Here is a 16,718-nt window from a genome sequence, read left to right as displayed (position 1 = left end):
AGGGGGAGTTCATGAGGACCTGGTTGCTGATCGCGCTGGCTGTCGCCGTGGTGATCGCGATCGTCGTGCGAAGGCTGCGCGGGGAACCACTGGTCGCCCGGGATGTCTTCGGAGCGCCGGTGATCCTGCTCGGATTCGGGGTCTACGGCCTGACCAAGCTCGACGCCTTCACCTTCACGGACGGTCTCTGGCTCGTGCTGGGCTCCGCGGTCGGCTGCGGTCTCGGTGCGGTGCGTGCCGCCACCACGAAGCTGTTCGAGCGCGACGGCGTGCTGTGGCTGCGCTACACCGGCTGGACGTTCGGGGTCTGGGTGCTGTCGCTGCTGGTGAACTTCGGGATCGGTTTCCTGGCCACCATGGCCGGGGCGCATCCCGACGCGAGGCCGGTGACGCTGTCGATCGGCGTCAGCCTGCTGGGCGAGGCACTCGTGCTGGGCATGCGGGCGAAGACGACGGGGCTGCCGTACGCCCCGTCGTCCGAGTCCGCGCTTTCGCGCCGTTAGGCCAGTTTCCCGACTTCGCCCACGAGGAGCGCGATTTCGTCTTCGGTGTTGAAGTAGTGCACCGACGACCGGACCATCGACGGCAGTCCGCGTGCGGCGAAGTCGAACTGGGCTGACGTCGCTTCCACGACGCTGACGTTGATCTTGGCCGCCGCCAAATGCTGTTTCACTTCTTGCGATGGCGTTTTCTCGACGCTGAACGTGACGATCCCGCATTGCCGCGCGCCCTGGTCGTGGATCTGGACGCCAGGGATTTCGCGGAGCGCGTCGCGCAGTTTCGCCGCGAGCGCGGCGACGCGGGCTTCGATGGCGGGCATGCCCCATTCGAGGGCGTAGTCGATCGCCGCGCCGAGTCCGTGCACCGCGGCGTGATCACGTTCCCAGACCTCGAACATCTTCGCCGTCGTATCGACTCGGTAGGTCTCGGGCGCGGTCCACGCCGCGGAGTGCAGGTCGAGCATCGCGGGCTCGAGGCGCTCGCGCAGGCGAGGGTGCGCGTAGAGGAACCCGGTGCCGCGTGGCCCGCGCAGATATTTGCGGCCGGTCACGCTGAGCGCGTCGCAGTTCAGGCGCGTGACGTCGAGATCGATCTGGCCGGCACTCTGGCAGGCGTCCAGCAGGAACGGGATCCCGGCCTCGCGCGCGACCGCGCCGATCTCCTCGGCGGGATTCACCAGCCCGCCCTGCGTGGGCACGTGGGAGACGGCGATCAGCTTGACGTCGCCGTCGATCCGGCGTTTCAAGTCCTCGACGTCCAGCTGTCCTGACTCGTCGTTCTCGACCACCTCGACCACGGCGCCCGTGCGCTTCGCGAGCTGAAGGTAGGAGATGACGTTGCTCGCGTACTCGGACTTCGCCGTCAGGATCCGGTCTCCCGCGGTGAACGGCAGCGCGTAGAAGATCGCCTGCCACGACCGGGTCGCGTTGTCGGTCAGCGCGATGTCGTCGGGTTCCGCGCCGATGAGCCGCGCGGCCGAAGCGTAGACGCCTTCGTGCCGCTCCACGGTCGCCGCGGCCTGCTCATAACCCCCGATCAGGGCTTCTTCGCGCAGGTAGTCGACGACGGTGTCGGTCACCCGTGCTGGCGGGAGCGACGATCCGGCGTTGTTGAGGTGGACCACTTCCGCGCAACCCGGCGTTTCGGCACGGGCGCGGTTGACGTCGAAGTCCTGAATGCTTGTCACTTCTAACTGAATACAGTACGACCGAAGTGCATGCAATACTGAGCGCATGACGAGGAACCTGCTCCGGCGTGACCTCACGGAGGAGATCACCGCCCGTGTGTTCGACGGCCGGATCGCCGCGGACAGCCGGATCAACGAGGTGCATCTCGCCCGCGAGCTGGGCGTCAGCCGGACGCCGCTGCGCGAGGCACTGATCGGGCTGGCCGATCGCGGCCTGCTGGTGTCGGCGCCGGGTCGTGGTTTCCTCGTGCCGCCGTTCGACCCCGAAGAGGCCCGGCGGCTGTATCCGCTCGTCGCGGAACTGGAATCGCTCGCGTTGCGCTGGAGTGCGCCGCAGGACCTCGCCGGGCTCACCGGCGGACTGGACCGGATCACCGCGGAGATGACCACGGAGCTCGAACGGGGCGGCGAGTTGTCCACTTTGGACGATCGCTGGCACTCGCTGTTGCTCTCCCGGTGCACGAATCCGCATCTGCTGCGTCTGATCGAGCAGACCAAACCGCTCCTGAAGCGCTACGACACCTGCTATTTCGGTGGCGCCGAGCGCTCGCTGGAGAGTATCGACGAGCACCGCGGGATCGCCGAGGCGATCCGCGTCTCCGACCTCGCGAGGGCAGCGGAGCTGCTCGTGCGGAACTGGGTGAAAACGCTGGCATATCTGGAAAACACGGAGTGACACGATGTTCGTGACGGCACATCTGAGCGACAACCATCTCGACGGCGGGGAACGCGCCGACGAACGCACCGCCCGGGTCATGCGGTACCTGGAGAACCTGGCGACACCGGTCGACGCGATCCTCGTGACCGGCGACATCGCCGACCACGGCACGATCGAGGAATACCGGCGCGCGGCCGAACTGTTCAAGACCGACGTCCCGCTCTTCACCTGCCCCGGAAACCACGACGAACGTGGCCCGTTCCGCGAAGGGCTGCTCGGCCAGGGGCCGGACGACGGGCCGGTCAACGAGGTGTGCACCGTCGGCGACGTCACTTTCGTCATGGCCGACTCGAGCATCCCCGGCAAACCGGACGGGCAGTTCGACGACGAGACCATGGCCTGGCTGGACGGTGTTCTCGCCGACGGCGACGGTCCCGCCTTCCTCGCCTTCCACCATCCGCCGGTCACGCTCGGCCTGCCGTTGGTGGACGCGATGCGGCAGTACGGCGAGGACAGGCTCGCCGACGTGCTCGCCCGCCATCCGCGAGTGGTGGCCCTGCTCTGCGGGCACGTCCACGCAGGGGCGTCGACCACGTTCGCGGGGGTGCCGCTGCGGTCGGCGCCCTCGGTCGGGTCAAGCATCCTGTTCCCGTGGGAGGAGAACGGTCTCCGGCCGTGGGCGGAAGGCGGGCCGGTCGACTACGACCTGCCGCCGTCGCTGCTGTTCCACGTGCTGCACGACGACGGCAGGCTGACCACGCACCAGCGGGTGGTCCCGGCCTGACGAGGAGTCAGGCGAGGTGGCGTGGTGCTCGCCGGGTCTTGAGTGGTGTCGCGAAAGCCACTTTCGGGACATCAGACGTCCCGAAAGTGGCTTTCGCGACACAGATCCCGCCCGTCAACACGGCAGCGTGATCCGGGAAGGCCGCGCGGGGTCGTGGAAGATCTCGAACCGCGCGGGTTTTCCGTCCACCGCGGTGAAAACCCGCTCGCCGGTGCCGTGGTTGCGGGCGAAGCGGGGGAACGCGCCGCCCGCGATCTGGAGCCGCAGCCGGTGCCCGCGCCGGAACCGGTACGCCGTCGGGTCGAGGTGGACCTCGGCCGCGACCACACCGTCCACATCGGACTCGGGGTTGCCGGGGCGCAGGCGGAGGATGCCGTCGGTGACGTTGCGGGAGACACCGCGGCCGTCCACATCGCACAGCCGGACGAAGACGTCGCCGTGGCCGAGGTCGGTCCGCACGTGCACCAGCGCGGAGATCTCTCCGATGACGTCGAGGTCGCGCTTCAGCCGGTCACCGGTGAAGAGCAGCACGTCCCGACGCTCCTCGACGGCCTTGTTGTCGCGCTGTTTCTGCACGCCCGAGAGCAGCGGACCGCCGACGGACGGGGTCGGATCGGCCGGGTCGAAGGTGAACGTCCCGGGTTTCGACTCGACCGGTTCGGCGGGGGAAAGCCCGCCGGGGCGCAGGAAATACGGGGTGGCGGCGGATTCCGGCGGCCAGCTTTCGAAGTCCAGCCAGCGTCCGGCACCCTGGAGGAACAGCCGCACCGGGGCTTGGCGCAGTGGGGCGGTGTCGCCGAGGAGATGGGCCGACAGGAAGCCGATCTGGTCGGTCAGCAGGGTCTTCAGGCTGGCGGGCTCGCCGTGTGCCCACGGGCCGATGGTGATCCGTGGTGCACGTCCGGCGGCGGCGAGTTCCTTGAAGTCACGCAGCTGGGCGGAGATGAACAGGTCGTACCAGCCGGTCACCATGGTCACCGGGGTCCGCAGCGCGGCGACCTCGGCGCTGTGATCCGCCGGCGCCCAGAAGTCGTCGCCGGGTTCGGCGTGCCCGGAGACGTCCTGGAGGAACCGCACCTGCTTGCCGATGGCCGTCACGTCCGCGCCGGAAACGGGCAGATGCGCCATGGCCGCGCGGGTCTTCTTCGTTTGCCACGGGTTCGGCAGACCGGCGAACCGGCCTTCCTGGCGGCCGATCAGCGCCGACCACGAGACCATGTTGTCGACCGCGAGGATGCCGCCGGGATAGAAGGTCGAGACGAACTCCGACGCGGTGACGCCGAGACACAGTGCTTCGAGGGGTTCATCGAGATACGGCGCGACCGCCCATTGCGTGTGACCGAGGTAGCTCGCGCCCGCCATCGCGACCCGGCCGTCGCACCACGGCTGCTCGCGCAGCCAGGCGACGGTGGCGAGGCCGTCCTCCTTCTCCAGGTGGAACGGCCGGAACTCGCCGCCGGAGCCGAAGGTCCCGCGAGTGCTCTGGAGGACCGTCTGCAAGCCGTGACGGGCGAACGTCTCCCCGAAGATCTTGCCCATCAGGCCCTTCCGGCCGTACGGAGTGCGGATCAGCACCACCGGCCGGGGCTCGTCGCCGGGAACGGCGTAGCGGTCGGCCAGGAGCCGGACGCCGTCGGGCATCGGGACGGGGATCGCCTTGGTCACCGAGGGAGCGGGGCCTTCGGCCGGAGGGAGGCCGAGGAACCGGTCGAGGAGTCGGTCGAGCACGCCTGGGCCGCCTTTCGTGCGGACGATCACCTTCCGCTTGCGACCGTACCCGGGTGGACCCGCGGCTGCCTGAAAGGAAAGCGTCCTTCATTGCGAATTTCGCAATGAAGGACGCTTTCATGGCGCGGGGCAGACCGCCCGGTACCGCCCCGCTGGTCCGGTCACCGAAGCCGCGCGAGCGTCTTGTCTCCCAGCGGATCGTGTTCCACGCGGTGCATCACAAGGCTCCTCAGGCTGCCAGTCGGACTTCGGCGAGCGTGCCCGCCACACGCAGGCCGGGGGTCCCGGTGAAGGGCTTCAGCACTTCCGGATCGACGCCGCACAGGGCGAGCGCGGCGGCGAGCACCGGCTGCCGGGCGCGGTCACCGCCGTCGGCGATCTTGATCGCGATCGCCGTGCCGTCCGGCAGGGCGGCGACCTGGACGGCTTCGAAACCGTCCTTGGCGATCAGGCCGGGAACCGCGCGCATCAGCGCGGTGACGTCGCGGCGGGTGCCGGCGACCAGTTCCGGATGCTTCCGGATCCCTTCGGCCACGAGACCTTCCGGGGTTCCCGGCGCCGCGGCGGCGATCTTCCCGACGGCCGCGGCGAGACCGCGCAGCGAGACCGCGAACAGGGGAGCGCCGCAACCGTCGACGGCGACCTTCGGGATTCGTTGTCCCGTCAGCTCTTCGACGGACTCCGCGATCGCGCGCTGCAACGGGTGCCCCGGATCCAGGTAGTCCTTTGTGGACCACTCGGACCGGCGGCAGGTCGCGAGCATCGCGGCGTGCTTGCCGGAACAGTTGTGCGCCAACCTCGAAGCCGTCCGTCCCGAGGCGATCCAGGAGTCACGCTCGACAGGGTCGAACGGCAGGTCTTCGGGCGTCCGCAGGTCCTCGGCGGAGAGTCCGGCGCCGTCCAGCGTCCGGAGGACCTCCGTCAGATGGAACTCCTCACCCGAGTGGCTGGCCGTGCCGACGGCGAACCCGGCCGGGCTCAGGTCGACGCCGAGCCGCGCCATCGCGGTGGCCTGCAAGGGTTTCGCCGCCGAACGCGGATAGAACGCCGCCTCGACGTCGCCTGCGGAGAACAGCACGCGGCCGTCCGGCGCGAGGACGACGGCCGAACCGTGGTGCACCCCCTCGACCATTCCGTCGCGGAGGAGGTGCACCAGCGGTTCGTGCGCGGGCACGCGGATTTCGGGGATCACAGCTTCGTCTTCTCGAAGACGTCCATGTTGATCCGCTTGCGGACCCCGAACCAGCCCGCCACCAGGGCCAGCCCGATGGCCGGCAGGCAGTACAGGGTGATCCGGCCGGTCTCGTCGAAGCCCATCAGCACGACGACGGTGACGAGGAAGATCAGCGTCGCGATCTCGGTGTAGGGCGAGAACGGGAGGCGGTACGACGGGCGCTCGACCTCGCCGAGCTTCGCCTTGCGCACGAACAGCAGATGCGAAAGCACGATGATCGCCCAGGTGCCGAGGATGCCGATGGCCGCGAAATTCAGGACGATCTCGAAGGCCTGGCTCGGCACGACGGCGTTCAGGCCGACGCCGACCACACAGACCGCCGAGGTGAGCAGGATCCCGCCGTAGGGCACGTGGTTCTTGTTCATCACACCGGTGAACTTCGGCGCGGACCCGGCCAGCGACATCGACCGCAGGATGCGGCCGGTCGAGTACAGGCCCGAGTTCAGGCTGGACAGCGCCGCCGTCAGCACCACCAGGTTCATCACGTTGCCCGCCTGCGGCACCCCCACATGCGAGAGCACGGTGACGAACGGGCTCTCGTTCTTCGAGTACGAGCTCCACGGCATCAGCATCGCCAGCAGGACCACCGAGCCGACGTAGAAGATCCCGATCCGCCACATGATCGAGTTGATCGCCTTGGGCATGATCTTGCGCGGGTTCTCGGTCTCACCGGCGGCGACGCCGACCAGCTCCACCGAGGCGTAGGCGAACACGACGCCCTGGACGATCAGCACCATCGGCAGCACGCCGGCGGGGAAGAAGCCGCCGTTGTCGGCGATCAGCGAGAAGCCGGGTACCTGACCGTCGATCGGCTGCTGGGTGACCAGCAGGAAGATCCCGATCCCCATGAAGGTGACCAGCGCGGCGACCTTGATGATGGCGAACCAGAACTCCATCTCGCCGAACAGCTTCACCGAAACCATGTTCAGCGCCAGCACCACCGCGAGCGCGACGAGTGCCAGCACCCACTGCGGGATCGGCGTGAAGAAGGACCAGAAATGCGCGTACAGCGCGATCGCGGTGATATCCGCGATACCGGTCGTCGACCAGTTCAGGAAGTGCATCCAGCCCGCGACGTAAGCACCTTTCTCACCCATGAATTCCCGGGCGTAGGAGACGAAGGCGCCGGAGGAGGGGCGGTACAGGATGAGTTCGCCGAGCGAACGCACCACGAAGAACGCGAAAAGGCCGCAGACCGCGTACACGATCGCCAGCGCCGGGCCCGCCTGCGTGAGCCGTCCGCCCGCGCCGAGGAACAGGCCGGTGCCGATGGCGCCGCCGATCGCGATCATGTTGACGTGGCGGGGCTTCAGCGCCTTGTCGTAGCCGGCGTCACCGGCGTCGGCCGGCACCGGCACGGACTTGTCGTCCGCGCTGAGGGTCTGTTCGGTCACGGTGTCAGTCGTCCTTGTTCTGGTGCGTCGTGTGACTCGGCCGCACGATGGTGGTGAGCGCGTCCTCGACGTGGTGGAGATGGGAGGTCATCGCCGCGACGGCGTCCGCTTCGGAGCCCGCGGCGATGGCGGTGACGATCTCACGGTGCTCGGTGTTCGAGCGGGTCCGACGTCCACCCAATTGGTTGAGAAATGCCGACTGGCGTGCCAGCGCGTCCCGGATCTCCTCGATGACCTTGCCGAACACCGGGTTGCCCGAGGACTGGGCGATGGTGATGTGGAACAGCGAGTCCAACGCCACCCACGCGGTGTTGTCGGTTTCGAGGTCCATCCGCCCGACGAGGTGGCCGAGCAGGTCCAGGTCGTCGCTGCTGCGGCGCAGGGCCGCGTATCCGGCGACGGGGATCTCGACGTGACGCCGCACCTCGAACAGATCGCGGGCAGAGTAGGTCCCGAAGGTGGGGTTCTCGACCGGCCCGGTGGCGGTCACGAAGGTCCCCTTGCCCGTTTTGGACACGGTGAGCCCGAGTGCCTGTAGTCCCCGCAGCGCTTCGCGGACGACTGATCGGCTGACCTCGAACTCCTTGCCGAGCGCCGATTCCGACGGCAGCTTCTGGCCGACGGGGTACTCGCCACGCTCGATGGCACCGCGAAGGTGGGCCAGTACGGCCTCCATCGCGCTGATGCGCCGTGGACCACCGTGTCCGGCTGTCTGGCTGTCAGACAGGTTCATGAGACGAGATCGTGCGGTCGGCCCCCCGCTTTGTCAAGCGCTCGGCCGAGGGCTCCGATCCGGCCCGCGAGGTCGGCGTCGATGGGGTAACCGGCCGAGAAGGGGAAGCCGTGCTGGGCGCTCTCGTACGTCCGGAGTTCCGTTGTGACACTGGCTTCCCGCGCGGAGGTGGCCAGTGTCACAACGGCCCGACGCGGGCTGGCCGTTTCGGGTGATCGGCCGGACGACACGGCGAGATGTCCCTCTGGACACGCGTGTCGTCCAACCAATCACGCGTGTCGTCCCGCTGGTCACGCGACACCGCCACCCGCGCTCGGTACCCAAGACACTCTCGGCCCAAGCGCGACCATCGGGAGGGGTCAAACCCGCTTGAGCGCGATCACCGGGAAAGGACGGCTGGTCTTCGACTGGTGTTCGGCCAGCCGCGGGAACGCCTTCGCCTGCTTCGCGAACAGACGGTCCCGTGCCGCTCCGGTGATCTCGACAGCGTGAGCGGTGAAGGCCTCTCCGTCCGCTTCGACGTCGACGGACGACTCCGAGATCAGGTTGCGGTACCAGTCCGGATGTCCGGGAGCGCCCCCGTTGGCGGCGAACACGATGTAGCGGTCGTCGTCGGCCAGGAACAGCATCGGCGTCACGTGCCGCCGTCCGGTGCGGGCGCCGGTGGTGGTGAGCAGCAGCGTCGGGAGGCCGTCGCCTCGGCGGCCGTTCGCGCGGAACTCCGCGATCACGCGTTCGTTCATGGCCTGTAGGTCGATCATCAACTCTCCGAGCGGCTCGGTGATCTTGGCGGCTGGCCAGTCTGCACATCCGCGCCCAGGTCGGCAAGCGTTTTTCGATCATGGCTGCTCACGACGACGCGGAAACTGTCGGTGCCGCCGGAGACACTGCACGAGTGAGCCCCGTCAGCCGAGGGCGCAAGCCCAAGAAGCCGAAGAATCAGCGCTCCCGCTCGCCGCGTCCCTTCGACGTGACCAGGGTGGAGCGCTGGCCGAAGCTGCTCCACGGCGCTGTCGAGCTGTCGGACCGCGTCGTGCGGGGCGAATCGGACCGGGACAGGGTCGTCCTCGCCGCCACCCTGACCGCGGGCCAACGCTCGGTGGGCGTCAGGGTGGTGGTCGACGGCGACAGCGTCCGCACGATCGAACTTCACGCGGAGCCATCGGACGCCTTGGTCTCGCGCCGCCGCTCCGAGGTCAAGGCCTCGCTGACACCCGAGGAGTTCCGGAGCCAGGTCGAGGCGGCGCTGATCGTCCGTGCCGATTTCGACGCCTGGCTTTGCGAAAGGGTCCCGGATTTCTTCGAGCGCTGGAAGTCGGACCTGCCCGAACGAGCCGGCCAGCTGCGCCGATGGCTCGGCCTCCCCGAGTACGAACCGGTACCCCGGCCGGCGGTCGATCCTGTTCCGCTCGTCCTGCCTCCGCCCATGCCTGCCACCGGGCTCAGCCTGGCGGTCGCCCTGTCCGGGCCGGACAGGGCGATCTGGCGACGGGTCGAGGTCCGCTCCGACGTCACGCTCGCCGGAGTGCACCGGATCCTGGCGGCGGTGTTCGACCGGGACGAGCGGCAGTACCACCGGTTCGAGACCGCGTACGGCGTCTTCAGCTCCGATGGCCAGGGCGGAGAAGGCGATCGCCTGGACGATCAGGTGCTCCTCGGCCAGGTCGTCACGGCGCCGGGTCACCGGCTCCCTTACGAGGCGGAGCGCTGGCGGCACTGGATCCGCGTCGAGCGAGTGGTCGACCTCCCCGAAACGCCGAGCTGTCTCGACGGCGAGCGTGCGGCGCCTCCGCCGGAATGCGAAGACGAGCACGCGTACGAGATGTTGCTGGAGGCGCTGAGAGATCCGGGCGACGACGAGAACGAGGGGCTCCTCGAAGAGCTCGGCGGCTACGGATTCGATCCGGAGTGGTTCGACAGGGAGGGGGTCAACGCCCGGCTGGGCTGAGCATCGCTGCCCGTTCGGGTGGCGGCGACTACGGCGAGGCCGCTGGATTTGATCTTGATCGGCTAGCAGACTCGGCACTGCCCGAAGGCCGCGTCCCCCCGCGAGTTGCTGATGATCATGAGAAGCCTAGGGTGGGAGGACCGGCCCGCGTCACGCAGCCAGGGACCCGTCTGCCTAGGGGAGGTTTTCGCTGGTGTCGAACGATTCCTTCGTCCACCTGCATGTGCACACCGAGTACTCGATGCTCGACGGTGCGGCGAAGATCGCCCCCTTGTTCAAGGAGGCGGCGCGGCTCGGCATGCCCGCGGTCGGCATGACCGACCACGGCAACATGTACGGCGCGGACGAGTTCTACCAGCAGGCGGTCAAGCACGACCTCAAGCCGATCATCGGCATCGAGGCCTACATCGCGCCGGAGAGCCGGTTCCACAAGAAGCCGGTGTTCTGGGGCCAGGCCAATCAGCGTGGCTCCGACGAGTTCGGTGAAGGCGGCGACGTCTCCGGTAGTGGTTCCTACACGCACATGACGATGCTCGCCGAGAACTCCACCGGCCTGCGGAACCTGTTCAAGCTCTCCTCGCTGGCGAGCATGCAGGGCTACTACCGCAAGCCCCGGATGGACCGCGAGCTGATCGCGGAGAACCACCAGGGCATCATCGCGACCACCGGCTGCCCCTCGGGCGAGGTGCAGACGCGACTGCGGCTGGGGCAGCGCACCGAGGCGATCCAGGCCGCGTCGGACTACAAGGACATTTTCGGCGCCGACAACTTCTTCCTCGAACTGATGGACCACGGGCTGCCGATCGAGCGGTCGGTCCGGGAAGGCCTGCTCGAGGTCGGCAAGCTGCTCGACCTCAAGCCTTTGGCCACGAACGACTCGCACTACGTCACCAAGGACCAGGCCGACACCCACTCCGCGCTGCTGTGCGTGCAGGCGGGCAAGACCCTGAACGACCCGAACCGGTTCAAGTTCGACGGTGACGGCTACTACCTGAAGTCGGCCGCCGACATGCGGGAGTACTGGGACAAGGAAGTTCCCGGCGCCGCCGACTCGACGCTGCTGATCGCCGAGCGCGTCGAGTCCTACAAAGACGTCTACACACACAAGGACCGGCTGCCGTTCTTCGAGGTCCCCGAGGGCTACGACCAGGGCACCTGGCTGCGGGAAGAGGTCGCGCGCGGTCTCAAGTGGCGGTACCCGGACGGCGTCCCGGACGAGTACTACAACGAGCGCATCGAGATCGAGCTCGACGTCATCATCGGGAAGGGCTTCCCCGCCTACTTCCTCATCGTCGCCGACCTCATCAACTACGCCCGCAAGGTCGGCATCCGCGTCGGCCCCGGCCGTGGTTCGGCCGCCGGCTCGCTGGTCGCGTACGTGCTCGGTATCACCAACCTGGACCCGATCCCGCAGAAGCTGCTGTTCGAGCGGTTCCTGAACCCCGAACGCGTGTCCATGCCCGATATCGACATCGACTTCGACGACCGCCGTCGCGGCGAGATGATCCGCTACGCCACCGACAAGTACGGCGTCGACAAGGTCGCGCAGGTCATCACCTTCGGCACCATCAAGACCAAGGCGGCCATCAAGGACTCCGCCCGCGTCCACTTCGGCCAGCCCGGCTACGCGATCGCGGACCGGATCTCGAAGGCGCTGCCGCCGCCGATCATGGCGAAGGACATCCCGCTCTCGGGCATCGTCGACTCCAAGCACGAGCGCTACGGCGAGGCCGCGGAGGTCCGCGCGCTCGTCGAGACCGACGAAGAGTGCAAGACGATCTTCGAGACCGCCCGCGGCCTCGAAGGCCTGATCCGCAACGCCGGCGTCCACGCCTGCGCGGTCATCATGTCCTGCGACCCGCTGACCGACGCGATCCCGCTGTGGCAGCGTGACGACGGCTCGATCATCACCGGCTGGGACTACCCGTCGTGCGAGAACATCGGCCTGCTCAAGATGGACTTCCTGGGCCTGCGGAACCTCACCGTCATCGGTGACGCGATCGACAACATCAAGACCAACCGCGGGGTCGACATCGACCTCGACACCCTCGGCGTCGAAGACCCGGAGACGTACAAGCTGCTCGCCAGGGGAGACACGCTCGGCGTGTTCCAGCTGGACGGCGGGCCGATGCGGGATCTGCTGCGCCGGATGCAGCCGACGGTCTTCGACGACATCGTGGCGGTGGGCGCGCTGTACCGCCCCGGCCCGATGGGCATGAACGCGCACAACGACTACGCCGACCGGAAGAACAATCGGCAGAAGGTCAAGCCGATCCACCCGCAGCTCGAGGAGCCCCTGAAGGAGATCCTGGCCGACACCTACGGCCTGATCGTCTATCAGGAGCAGATCATGCACATCGGCCAGAAGGTGGCCGGATACACGATGGGCCGCGCGGACGTGCTCCGCCGGGCCATGGGCAAGAAGAAGAAGGAAGTCCTCGATCTCGAGTACGAGGGCTTCGAGGCCGGGATGAAGGCCAGCCCGCTGATCGAAGGCGGTTTCTCGCCGGAAGCGGTGAAGGCGCTCTGGGACACGATCCTCCCGTTCGCCGGCTACGCGTTCAACAAGAGCCACGCGGCCGCGTACGGCCTGATCTCCTACTGGACCGCGTACCTCAAGGCGAACTTCACGCCGGAGTACATGGCCGCGCTGCTCACGTCGGTCGGTGACAACAAGGACAAGTCCGCGGTCTACCTGTCCGAGTGCCGTCGCCTCGGCATCAAGGTGCTCCCGCCGGACGTCAACGAGTCGGCGCTGAGGTTCGCGGCCGTCGGGAACGACATCCGCTTCGGTATGGGTGCCGTCCGCAACGTCGGCGCGAACGTCGTCGAGTCGATCATCAAGACCCGCGAGGAGAAGGGGAAGTACTCCTCCTTCACCGACTTCCTCGACAAGTCCGAACTGGTGGCCTGCAACAAGCGGGTCATCGAATCGCTGATCAAGGCCGGCGGTTTCGACTCGCTCGGCAACTCCCGGCTTTCGATGGTCCAGGTGCACGAGGACGCGGTCGAGGCCGTGGTCCCGCTCAAGCGCCAGGAGGCGATGGGCCAGTTCGACCTCTTCGGTTTCGGCGGGGACGACGACGCCGAAGCCGCCGTGTCCTCTTCACCGCTCGCGCACCTCAAGTTCGGCGAGGACGAGTATCCGCGCAAGCAGCTCCTGGCCTATGAACGGGAGATGCTCGGTCTGTACGTCTCGGCGCACCCGCTGGACGGCGCCGAGCGCATCCTGCGCAAACACGCGCCGAGACCGATCGCCGCGATCATCGCCGACCCGCCCAAGGAAGGCGAGCTGATCATCTCCGGGCTGATCACCTCGCTGGAGCGCCGGGTCAACAAGAAGGGCGAGCCCTGGGCGATCTGCACCGTCGAGGACATGGACGCCTCGCTGGAGGTCCTGTACTTCCCGAAGTCGTACGCGATGTTCTCCGCCGACCTCATCGAGGACAACGCGGTCCTGGTCAAGGGCAGGGTGAACTGGCGCGAGGACAAGATGTCCATCTTCGGCGGCGGACTCGTGCCGCTCGACCTGTCCGAGATCGGGAACGGCGACGAGGACCTGCCGCTCGTCCTGCTGGCCGCGGCGGAGAAGCTCGACCAGTCGGTGGTCAGCGAGCTGAAGCAGACCCTGCTGGCGCACAAGGGGGAAACCCCGGTGCACCTCAAGCTGGTCGGCAAGAACCAGACCGTCTTCGCGCTGTACGACTATCCGGTCAAGGTGACGTCGATGCTGATCGGTGAGCTCAAGGGCATCCCCGGAATCGCCGCCAGCACCTGATGAGCACCTACGAACCCGATCCACGGCGCTGGAAGGCGCTCGCCGTCTCCCTTGCCGCCGGGTTCATGGGCCTGCTCGACGTCAGCATCGTCAACACGGCGCTGCCCTCGATCCAGCAGGACCTCGGCGCGTCGAGCGGCGGGATCCAGTGGGTCGTCTCGGGGTACGCGCTGGCCTTCGGGCTCGTGCTGGTGACCGGCGGCAGACTCGGCGACGCGCTCGGCCGCCGCCGGATGTTCCTGTTCGCGCTCGCCGCGTTCGTGCTGACCAGCGTGTTCGCCGGCGCGGCGCCGAACGAGACGACGCTGATCGTCGCGCGGCTTCTGCAAGGCGTCGCGTCGGGCATGATGACGCCGCAGAACAGCGGAATGATCCAGGACCTGTTCCGCGGCGCGGAGCGGGGCCGCGCGTTCGGCATGTTCGGTGCCACCGTCGGGATCTCGACGGCTGTCGGGCCGGTGCTCGGCGGCGTGATCCTCGCCGTCTTCGGCGACCCGGAAGGCTGGCGCTGGGTCTTCTATGTGAACGTGCCCATCGGGATCCTGGCGTTCGCCCTTGCCCTGAGATGGCTCCCGAAAGCGGCGAATCCGGCGAGAAGCCTGCGGGGTGAGATCGACTTCGTCGGCATCATGCTGCTGGGGGTCGCCGTGCTCGGGGTACTGCTCCCGTTGATCGAATCCGAACAGGGCGGACTCAGCAGCCTGTGGTGGCTGTTCGTCGTCGCGGTGGTCTTCGGGTTCGCGTTCGTGCGCTGGGAGCGGTCGATGGTGCGGCGCGGCCGTCCGCCGTTGCTGGACACGCGGCTGTTCACCGACACTCCGGGCTACGCGACGGGCGCCGCCGTGGGCGCGCTGTACTTCAGTGGATTCACCGGCATGTGGCTGGTCTTCGCCATCTTCTTCCAGCAGGGCCTCGGCTACACGCCACTGCAGTCCGGGCTCGCCGTCACCTCCTTCGCCCTCGGCTCGGCCGTGTCGGCGGCGATCGCGGGACGGCTGGTGCCGAAATGGGGCCGCAAGCTCACCGTCACCGGCCTGGTCATGGTGATCGCCGGGATGGTCACGGTCGCCTTCCTCGCCGGCCGGGCTCCCGGTGCCGCGGCGGGTTGGTGGTTCGCGCTGCCGTTGCTCGTCGCCGGGGTTGGTGGCGGCATGGTCATCTCCCCCAACACCACGCTGACCTTGGAATGCGTGCCGACGTCGATGGCGGGCGTGGCTGGGGGCGCGTTGCAGACCGGGCAGCGGATCGGCACCGCGATCGGCACGGTCGTCCTGGCCACGGTCTTCCACGCGGTACTGGGGGCGAACGGCGGCTATCCGTCGGCGTTGACCGCGGCGATGCTGTGCGCCGCCGGATTGACCTGCTCGGCGCTCTTACTCGCCGTGATCGAGCTTCGGGCGCGCCGGGCCCGGCGTTTGCTCACTGAGCGGGACGAAGCCGGGACGACTGCCGCCGACAGGCAGCGAGGCTGAGTCATCGGCGCGCGCCGATGACTACGGTCGGCTAGACCGGATGCTCCATCCGAGTGACGGAGGTCGTCATCCTCTGGTGCTACTCAGAGCAACCGGGTAGACCTTACGGAGCCTTCACTGCTGTGGCATGGCTACCGACAGTGGTATTTCTGTCGATCGATCGGGGATGGATCGATCGGCGGGAGCGATCGTGGTGAGTCCGGAGTTTTCAGGAATGGGCATCCGCGGTCACGAGCCGGTGGACGGCCGTCGGCGTCCGCGGGGGACCGTTCGGCGGCACCCGGCTCACCACCACTGACAGCCACGTCCCGGTGAAGCAATCGCGCGGGTGGGTCTGTGCGGGGTCGCCTGGGGAGGTGCACCCGGCCCGGGCCCACCCGCCGCGCGTTCCCCGCGTGTGTGAACCGCCTCCGGTGATCGCCGAACGCCGCCGCCCACGGGCTGGCATCCGCACCACATCGCCGAACGCTACGGCCTGTTCACGATCATCGTGCTGGGTGAATCCATCCTCGGCGCGACCACCGCGATCAAGGAAGGGCTGGACGAGGGGGAGCACGCCGGCAGCCTGACTTCCCTCGCCGCCAGAGGGCTCGTGCTGGTCTTCCCCTGTGGTGGCTGTACTTCGACCAGCCGGGACACGTCCGCCTCGAAAAGGTGAGGAACCTGTTCACCGTCGCGAGCCGGGGTTACGGGCACTACCTGATCTTCGCCTCGGCGGCCGCGCTCGAAGTCGCGGTCGACTACGACACCCACACCGGGCACGTCGCGGCGCTGCCCGCCGCCATGGCGACGACCGTGCCCGTCGCGATCTACCTGCCGAGCGTCTGGCTCATGCACATCGGACCCACCGACGAATGCCGTCCGATCGCGATCGGCTTTCCCGGCGACCGCGGTGCTCGTCCTCGCCGCGTCGTTCACGCCCGCGCCCATTCACGTCACCGCTTTGCTCGCCGCCGCTCTCGTCGTGCTGACGGTCGTCGCCACGCACGGGAGCCGGTTCCGGGCGCCGCGGCGGCTGTCGAGTAGATCTACGCAGGTCAGAGCGCCGGCGCGAAAAAAGGGACCCCCCTGTAAACGCCGGTTTCGGGCCGTGTAATGTTCTCTTCGTCGCCAGGGAAACCGAGCGGCCGCCGGGAACACGAACCAAGCTCCCACCGGATGGTGGTAGAGTGGGTGGTCCCGAATCGGAGAGGTAACTAGACCCCGCTGAGACGGCAGTTTCAAGCAGGTGTAAAGTGAGCTCCGAACAAAGCCAAGAAATGACTGCTTCGGATAAGGCCGTGTGAGTGCGGTGCGATCTGG

General features: G+C 67.9%; 14 protein-coding genes. 8 read left to right on the top strand and 6 right to left on the bottom strand.

The annotated features are described in order from the left end of the window. Positions 1-11 precede the first annotated feature (11 nt). Positions 12-503 (top strand): DUF1453 domain-containing protein, encoded by a 492-nt coding sequence (locus BS329_RS01915; RefSeq protein WP_076155164.1) that lies wholly within the window; start codon positions 12-14, stop codon positions 501-503. On the opposite strand, the gene BS329_RS01910 is transcribed toward BS329_RS01915, so the two are convergent. Further along, the gene (locus BS329_RS01910; RefSeq protein WP_076155609.1) at positions 500-1,678 is read right to left on the bottom strand and encodes an aminotransferase class V-fold PLP-dependent enzyme; all 1,179 of its coding nucleotides are present in this window, start codon (positions 1,676-1,678) and stop codon (positions 500-502) included. The genes BS329_RS01915 and BS329_RS01910 overlap by 4 nt on opposite strands. 55 nt (positions 1,679-1,733) lie before the next feature. Between BS329_RS01910 and BS329_RS01905 the strand changes: the two genes are divergently transcribed. Together BS329_RS01905 and BS329_RS01900 are read left to right on the top strand one after the other, a co-directional pair. Continuing rightward, a complete protein-coding gene (locus BS329_RS01905) occupies positions 1,734-2,363 on the top strand; it encodes a GntR family transcriptional regulator (protein ID WP_076155162.1) in 630 nt (209 codons plus the stop codon). Between the two features lie 4 nt (positions 2,364-2,367). Next, the gene (locus BS329_RS01900; RefSeq protein WP_076155160.1) at positions 2,368-3,129 is read left to right on the top strand and encodes a metallophosphoesterase; all 762 of its coding nucleotides are present in this window, start codon (positions 2,368-2,370) and stop codon (positions 3,127-3,129) included. Positions 3,130-3,243: 114 nt separating this feature from the next. On the opposite strand, the gene BS329_RS01895 is transcribed toward BS329_RS01900, so the two are convergent. The 5 genes from BS329_RS01895 to BS329_RS01870 all read right to left on the bottom strand — a co-directional run bounded on the left by BS329_RS01895 (position 3,244) and on the right by BS329_RS01870 (position 8,979). Beyond that, the gene (locus BS329_RS01895) at positions 3,244-4,857 is read right to left on the bottom strand and encodes a CocE/NonD family hydrolase (RefSeq protein ID WP_076155159.1); all 1,614 of its coding nucleotides are present in this window, start codon (positions 4,855-4,857) and stop codon (positions 3,244-3,246) included. 229 nt (positions 4,858-5,086) lie between these two features. Next, positions 5,087-6,049: an asparaginase gene (locus BS329_RS01890; protein ID WP_076155157.1), complete on the bottom strand. Its 963-nt coding sequence runs from the start codon at positions 6,047-6,049 to the stop codon at positions 5,087-5,089. After that, positions 6,046-7,485, bottom strand: coding sequence for an amino acid permease (locus BS329_RS01885; RefSeq protein ID WP_076155155.1), 1,440 nt, complete (start codon positions 7,483-7,485; stop codon positions 6,046-6,048). Before BS329_RS01885 ends, BS329_RS01890 begins: the two co-directional genes overlap by 4 nt. A gap of 4 nt (positions 7,486-7,489) precedes the next feature. Next, on the bottom strand, positions 7,490-8,161 hold the full coding sequence (locus BS329_RS01880; protein ID WP_076155153.1) for a FadR/GntR family transcriptional regulator: 672 nt from the start codon (positions 8,159-8,161) through the stop codon (positions 7,490-7,492). A 416-nt stretch (positions 8,162-8,577) separates the two neighbouring features. Beyond that, positions 8,578-8,979: a nitroreductase/quinone reductase family protein gene (locus BS329_RS01870; RefSeq protein ID WP_076155150.1), complete on the bottom strand. Its 402-nt coding sequence runs from the start codon at positions 8,977-8,979 to the stop codon at positions 8,578-8,580. Between the two features lie 134 nt (positions 8,980-9,113). Between BS329_RS01870 and BS329_RS01865 the strand changes: the two genes are divergently transcribed. The 5 genes from BS329_RS01865 to BS329_RS45470 all read left to right on the top strand — a co-directional run bounded on the left by BS329_RS01865 (position 9,114) and on the right by BS329_RS45470 (position 16,442). Further along, positions 9,114-10,166 carry a plasmid pRiA4b ORF-3 family protein gene (locus BS329_RS01865; protein WP_244196996.1) on the top strand — a complete coding sequence of 351 codons (1,053 nt, stop codon included), beginning with the start codon at positions 9,114-9,116 and terminating at the stop codon, positions 10,164-10,166. 193 nt (positions 10,167-10,359) lie between these two features. Beyond that, the gene (dnaE, locus tag BS329_RS01860; protein ID WP_076155148.1) at positions 10,360-13,944 is read left to right on the top strand and encodes a DNA polymerase III subunit alpha; all 3,585 of its coding nucleotides are present in this window, start codon (positions 10,360-10,362) and stop codon (positions 13,942-13,944) included. Further along, positions 13,944-15,416 carry an MFS transporter gene (locus BS329_RS01855; protein WP_076155146.1) on the top strand — a complete coding sequence of 491 codons (1,473 nt, stop codon included), beginning with the start codon at positions 13,944-13,946 and terminating at the stop codon, positions 15,414-15,416. Before dnaE ends, BS329_RS01855 begins: the two co-directional genes overlap by 1 nt. Before the next feature lie 457 nt (positions 15,417-15,873). Next, the gene (locus BS329_RS45475; RefSeq protein WP_425266349.1) at positions 15,874-16,074 is read left to right on the top strand and encodes a low temperature requirement protein A; all 201 of its coding nucleotides are present in this window, start codon (positions 15,874-15,876) and stop codon (positions 16,072-16,074) included. Then, positions 16,071-16,442, top strand: a complete 372-nt coding sequence (locus BS329_RS45470; RefSeq protein WP_425266347.1) for a low temperature requirement protein A — start codon at positions 16,071-16,073, stop codon at positions 16,440-16,442. The genes BS329_RS45475 and BS329_RS45470 overlap by 4 nt, the downstream gene beginning before the upstream one ends. Positions 16,443-16,718 lie beyond the last annotated feature (276 nt).

Source organism: Amycolatopsis coloradensis (assembly GCF_001953865.1).
Lineage (GTDB): Bacteria > Actinomycetota > Actinomycetes > Mycobacteriales > Pseudonocardiaceae > Amycolatopsis > Amycolatopsis coloradensis.
This window is presented reverse-complemented; position numbering and strand designations above follow the sequence as displayed.

Coding starts and splice junctions, on each gene's coding strand:
- BS329_RS01915 (WP_076155164.1), top strand. CDS start 12: ATGAGGACCTGGTTGCTGATCGCGCTGGCTGTCGCCGTGGTGATCGCG.
- BS329_RS01905 (WP_076155162.1), top strand. CDS start 1,734: ATGACGAGGAACCTGCTCCGGCGTGACCTCACGGAGGAGATCACCGCC.
- BS329_RS01900 (WP_076155160.1), top strand. CDS start 2,368: ATGTTCGTGACGGCACATCTGAGCGACAACCATCTCGACGGCGGGGAA.
- BS329_RS01880 (WP_076155153.1), bottom strand. CDS start 8,161: ATGGAGGCCGTACTGGCCCACCTTCGCGGTGCCATCGAGCGTGGCGAG.
- BS329_RS01870 (WP_076155150.1), bottom strand. CDS start 8,979: ATGATCGACCTACAGGCCATGAACGAACGCGTGATCGCGGAGTTCCGC.
- BS329_RS01855 (WP_076155146.1), top strand. CDS start 13,944: ATGAGCACCTACGAACCCGATCCACGGCGCTGGAAGGCGCTCGCCGTC.